Source organism: Psychrobacter sp. 5A.1 (assembly GCF_030407455.1).
GTDB lineage: Bacteria > Pseudomonadota > Gammaproteobacteria > Pseudomonadales > Moraxellaceae > Psychrobacter.
In genome coordinates this window covers 1-6,554 of record NZ_JASDDJ010000095.1, presented here as the reverse complement: position 1 = coordinate 6,554, position 6,554 = coordinate 1, and the positions used below count along the sequence as shown (strand labels likewise).

Sequence of the window (6,554 nt, the reverse complement as noted above, 5' to 3'; positions counted from 1 at the left end):
TGACGATGTTTGGCAAAATTTAGCTGTTTTTAGCCCATTTAGAGGACACTCGTTTGAATTGAGGACACGCCCTAACATCTATGGTTAAGTATTAATGCCTATTTATCTTCTTTTTGATGATCTAGCCCTTCATACTTTTTCACCCGTCGGCATTGGTCGGAGCAATAGACCATGCTCTCCCAATTTTTATCAAGCTTCTTAGTCCAGCTAAACTCGCGCTCGCAGACAGGGCAGAGTTTTTTGCGGACGTTCTTCTTTTTTTGCGCCATAATTTTCTCATTGGTTTGTTTACTACATTAGTTACTGGTCACTATAGTCTACTAATCATAGTCGTCAAAGATTTTATTAAGTCTGTTGAGACTATTGACGATTAACTTACCAGATTGATCGGCGCTGGTATCAATCGCCAGCTTCTCATCCATCCGCATCGTCAATGGCTCTAATGCTTGCTTGAGGGCAGTTGCCATCAATGCGGTCTGCTGATGAATATTAGGGATATCGCTATCGGCTGTTTGATTATCATTATTGCTAACCAAGCTATCCGCCATTTTTTGCGCCAGTTGTTCAACGGCATTGACCAGCTGCACCATGAGCTGTTTTTGTGCATATTGGTTTTGCTTGAGATACTCGCCTTCTGACTTATGATCGTGCTTATATATTTGCAGCAATTGGCTCACGCTTTTTTCAAAGCCATTATCGATACTGTCGCTGACGATTTTGGCATTGTTAATGACGCTATCAGCAAGTATTTTTTGTGCTTCTAATTGGGCGTTTAGCTGGGCATCGAGTTGCGCTTGTTGTCCTGCTTCTCGTAAGCGAGCGATTTGCTCTGGATCGTTTTTCGTTAAGTATGTCTCAAACTGGCTACTGATGGCATTGAAGCCACTGGCCAAGTCGACCAACTGTGCAACGATACGCGCGCCCGTATCACCGTCTTCACCGCCCATGGCTTTGTTACGTAAGAAATCGGCTTTGATTTGCGCCCAACGCTCTGTTTCTGCTTCGGTTAAGACACCACGCATCTCACCAAGCTTGAGCAAGTTACTCTCTGCGCCTTGTGTCAATAGCTGCGACTCGCCCAGATAGTGATCATCTATCAGCTGGTTCAGCTCTTCTTCATTCATGACCGCCGACAGCTTTTCGGTCATCTTATTCATATTACGATAACTGCCCTGTAGCTTAAATATCGGCTCAACACGATACTTATCATCTTGCGAGGCAGAAGCAATATAGGCTTGGTTGACATCCAAAATGACTTCTTGCACCCTAAACATATGGCGCAATATGGCGATAATTTCGTTAACTTCTGAAGTGCTATACGGATACGTCAGATCACTGCTTTGTGCTTGTGCTAGATTTGCATTGTCCGTTTTTGCCATTTTAATCAAACGATGCACATCGCTTAAGTCACGGTTAGCCATTGGTGCGAGGACGGTATTAGAGGTCAGCGAGTTTTCGATATAACTGAGTGCAAATACTTCTTCCATACCGCTCATGATATCGCCTAAGTTGTAGATATCGGCACGGTTGGCGAGCATGTCAGGGACTTTAAATGCCTCGCCGCTTTCGGTGTAAGGGTTACCTGCCATGACCACGCAGAACTTTTTGCCACGCATGTCATAAGTTTTGGTCTTGCCTTGCCAGACGCCATCGATACGGCGCGTACCATCGCCGAGTGAGATAAACTTCTGCAAAAATTCCGCATGCGTATGCTGAATATCATCAAGATAAAGCATGACGTTGTTGCCCATCTCAAAGGCCAAGTTGATTTTATTCAACTCTTCTCGGGCGGTAGCATTGGGTGCTTTTTCGGGATCTAATGAGGTGACGTCATGACCGAGTGACGGACAGTTAATCTTCATAAAGATAAGGCCGAGACGATTTGCCACGTATTCCATCAAAGTGGTTTTACCATACCCTGGTGGCGATATCATCATAAGGATACCCATCAGATCAGTACGCTTATCCTCGCCGACCGTGCCCATCTGTTTAGCAAGATTGTCACCGATAAGCGGCAGATAGCTCTCGTTAATCAGACGGTTACGCACAAATGAGGACAATGGGCGCGGCATAAATTCGTCCAGTCGCAACGTCTCTTTTGAGTCATGCAATATCTCTGAGCGCATGGCCAGATAACGTCTGTAGGCAGGGATAACTTGGGTATCATGATGATGCAAACGATTTAAGAAATCATCGACGGCAAAGGTTAAGGTCTGTTGATGAATACGTATATGCTCACCCAGCAGGTTATTGACTTGTATCTCAAGCGATACCTTACCCGTGCTACGTTCAAAGCTTTGTACTTGATTGAGCGGATTATTAATACTGGTCAATGATGTAGTCGATGAAACTGGCGACGAGGTGATTGAAGAAAATGACAAGGCCGATGGCGTGGTACTTGCGCCTTGATTGCCCAATCCTTTAGCACTTAGCCCTTTATTAAAAGCCCCTTTATTAAAAGTAGCGCCTGAATCAATCAATCGTTGCACCAAGGCTTCACGCTGAGCATCATTTAACTGGGTAAGCAAAACGGCAATGGCTTCAGGCACATAATGACGGCCACTCTCTAATTGCTGCTTGCGTAGCGCGTTTTGTGTTTCAATCTCGGCAAGCTGCTCTTCACTGAGTGCCTCGCCTGCCTCATCCGTGCCATTAGCTGCGACATTAGCCGACTCTGTCCCACCATAAGTCTTATCAAGTAGTGCATGAAACCATGTGGCTAATAGCTCATAGGCTGATTTGGGTTGGAAACCAAGCTTGCCGATAGAAGATTGTAGTTGGTCAAAACTAGCGGTATTTTGCGTGCCACCTGCAGCGCTATTCAATGTTTGGCTTAGTTGATCACACAACTGCTGCGCTTGTTGGCTGGTTTGCCATTTTATTGTGTTATGTGCGCCGGCATTGGTTTCAGCCGACTGTCCCATGACGCTCACCAAGTATTCACAAGCAAGCTGAACGTAGCTTGGTTTGAAGATGTTGGCGCCTTTATCAACGCTACCATCTTTATCAGCGCTAAGACTGTCATCATTATGAGCCATAACAAAATGACGCATCACTTGGCTCATGTCCTCGACCAATAGAGACTTCGCAGTATCGCTGCCCAATGCACGGCGCAGTTGCTCGGCGGTGGCGGCTCTATCCGTCCAGTTATTTGCGCGTGTCAGCACTGATTCATTCAGCCATTTGTCATAACCAAATTGACGTAAACTGTCTAAACCAAGCGCTTGCACGATCTTTAACTGCCAATAGAATAATTGCGCCAATGCTCGTACTTGCGGGGTATAAATCAGTAGCCCTGCCTCACGCAATGTCGGCAGGATTTGCATCAGTAATAGCGTGGCATCATGGTCATGAATGCCTTTGTCATAGCCAAGCTGATAGCGAGGGGTGGCGTAAGCTTTGACCAGTTTGGACAATGGACTGTCAATATCACCATTAACATCGAGCGTAATGACAGTCGCATCGTATGCTTGATATAGACGTTCTTCGGTCAAACCCTCCTGGCTGTTCTTAGCACTTTCGATAATGCTATAGGCTAAGTACTCGGCGCGGTACACCTTGTCAGACTCGGAGGCAATATTCATGTCCCAATACGGGCGCAAGGCGTTTAGCTCAGCATTATTAAGCACTTCATAATAGTCGGTACCCGTTAGATGCAAGTTCAGCACGCGCTTGCCATCTGACTGCTGACGGCTCAACAAGGTCAAATCTAATGGCTGAGTATTGACTGAAAAACGATGCTTACCCAGTTTGATAATTTGGCCACCATCTTCAAACAAGTCTGACTTGTCTTTTAAACTCTTATAGCTCTCGATTTGAATGGCTTTTAGGCGCGCATCGATGTCATCGGCTTTGACGCTAAAGCCCATCGCTTGCAGCTCTTTTGCGATGTTGCGGACTTTTTGCACCAGACCATCAGCCGCAAAATACGTATTCAGCGCTTCCTCTTCTGTAAATCCCGTGACACCTGTGCTTTGCGTGCGTTTCTTGATACTTTCAAGCATCCGCAACGCGCCATCACCCAAGTTTTGCGCTTTGCGGTTGCGAGCATCGAGTAGTTGCTGCTTATGGTTTTCAAAGGTTTCGTAAATCTCTTCACGCTTGCTGATGATATCGGCTAAAAACTGATCGCCACTATTGGTCTCTGGATCAGCGAACTGGCTTTCCAATTCTTCTAACTGTACCAGCAATTTTGCCATTTGCTCGTCTGATTTCTCAGGGGTGTTGGCAATGGATAAGGCGTTGGCAATGGACTGACCGAACAGCTTAAACTGCGCGCCAAATTGCGCCACGGCCTCAGCTGACCCTAGATTTTTGCGTTTGTGGTTGAGCTTGGCTTTGCTCTGGTTCAGGCTCGCATAAATGGTCGATATGTCATCGATGATTTGCGTACGTACCGTGGCATCGGCAACATCTAATGTGCCTAGCAACTCGGTTAATAAATCTAACCCTTGCGCGGTCTCATCAATTTTTTCTAGTACGGGTTTTAGCTCAGCATTGGTTTCAGCCGTGTTTAAGCGCTCACTAACATCGACCAATATACCTTCGTAGCTTGATAGCGCCTCTTCACCACTTAAAAACAATACCGTTTTTTCAGCCAGCTCGCTCTCCGCTTCTTCTAACTGTGTCTGTAATGCTTGTAACTTATCGGCATCTAGATATCGCAAATCTTCCAAGCTGACCAAGCGGCCTTTTTGGCGTCTTAACGCTGACAACTGATCGACATAATCACTGGCAGACTCAAAGCTAGTGACGCGTATCTGCCGCAAAATCTCACTTTGCTGTGTATCAGCATCAGCTAGCGCGGTTTGGGTTTGTTTCTGGATACTTTGTACTTTAGCGAACTCATCAATAACCAGCTCAGCCGTTGCCGTCACTTCCTTAATACTACTGGCGACTTCGCTTAGCTCAGGCTCAGACAACCAGTAATAGCTGTCAAAGAGTCGGCTGGTATTATTGGTAAGCTCTTCATAGAGCTTCTGTGACACGCTTTGATTATCAATCAGGCGGGTAATGCTATACAGGTCGGAGATACCGCGTACCAGCTCTTTATTGCCGATTTTTCCATAAAAGCTCGTGCTTTCTGGCAACTCACTGACATACTCATGCGAGGCGTAAGGCGTGTGCCATATTTGCATTGGGTGAATACGAGATGGCTCACTTTGGTCACTGAACAGCACCAAACGGCCATTCTCTGCCAAAGCCATACCGTTACAATAGATAGGGTTTGCCAATTGCTTTTTAATCAAGTTATAAGGAAACAGTCCCGTGACGCCCAAGTCTCGGTCGTAAAATAAGAATAAAACATCTTCCCCATTTGGCGATACAATTTTACGCTTAAACCGTAAGTCAGTAGCACCAACATTATTGGCCTCGAACAGCTTATACTCACCCGTCTGTAGATAATAACCACCCGGAAACATGATGCCGTGGTCTTCTGGTAGCTGAACACACGACTGTCCAATCGCATCCAATCGCAGCACCGCTTCGGTCAAGGTGTTATAAACGAAATAACGGTAGTCCTCTTCACGATAGGGCAATATTTTGAGCAGTATTAAACTGCCCACTTTGGCATATGCAATCTCAGCATCGGTCAGCGACTGGGTACGGTCATTAACTGGTTCGCTATAAATACCCTGACCGGATTGCGTATTGTCCTCAATCTTGATGGTCAAATCGCCACCAACCGTTTCCACAAATATCGTGTCTAAGATATTCATATGCGGATATTTGCCATTCACCATTTGATCGCGTGTGGTCTCAATCCAGTCAAAATCATAAGCAGGTGGCAATTCAATGTCACGCTCGCCTCGATTGTCCACATAAGCGACTTGCGCTGACTCTGGTGTACCTTGGCTAAAATCTAACGCGAAACGGAACACTCGAATATCAGTGATGCGCTCACCAATCTGAAACGCTAATAGCAACTTGCTGTCTTTCACCGTTATTTGAATCAGGCGCGTTTGCTTGTAATATCGATATAGCTCATTGAAGTCTTGAACAAAAGCGTCTTGAGCCAAAAACGTCCCTTTTAGGTCAACCTCTTCGAGCTGATACTCTTCTTCATTACCAACTGGCTCGTTCAGACGATATAACGACAATACGTCTTTAATATTACTCGCGCGTTTGAGCCCCATAAAAACGTTGTAGCCAAACAGCAAATAATCGCCCACCTGCACCATGTCTTGTGCCACACAGTTGTATTCGGTACGAATACGAGTACGGGCGATGACTTGCATTTGAGTGCTGCCAAACTCTTCGAGACGCGCATTATTTAGCGTCTGCGTCTGCGTCTCTAAACGCCCGCCTTGTTCCGTCAGACGTTTTTTGATGAGCTCATAAGCATTGCCTGAAGCAACTGCCTGATCGGTTTGGTTGGCTTGATTAGCGTTATCGTTGCTGTCTGAATTTGTTGAGTTTTGCGTATCTGCCATGAGTAATTATCCGTTGTTGGCATTTTTAGTTATAAATTTATTGTTTTAGCACATCGTCACTAAAAACACATAATTCCTTTATTCATAGTGGTGTATATTAGATGCCTATGTTGATATTAT

Annotated in this window: 2 protein-coding genes; both read right to left on the bottom strand. The window is 45.5% G+C overall.

Features of this window, described 5'->3' with window-relative positions:
• Positions 1-98: 98 nt before the first annotated feature.
• Positions 99-269: a DUF2256 domain-containing protein gene (locus tag QL982_RS13780; RefSeq protein ID WP_290165602.1), complete on the bottom strand. Its 171-nt coding sequence runs from the start codon at positions 267-269 to the stop codon at positions 99-101.
• A 51-nt stretch (positions 270-320) separates the two neighbouring features.
• The gene (locus QL982_RS13775) at positions 321-6,434 is read right to left on the bottom strand and encodes a DNA repair ATPase (protein WP_290165604.1); all 6,114 of its coding nucleotides are present in this window, start codon (positions 6,432-6,434) and stop codon (positions 321-323) included.
• Positions 6,435-6,554 lie beyond the last annotated feature (120 nt).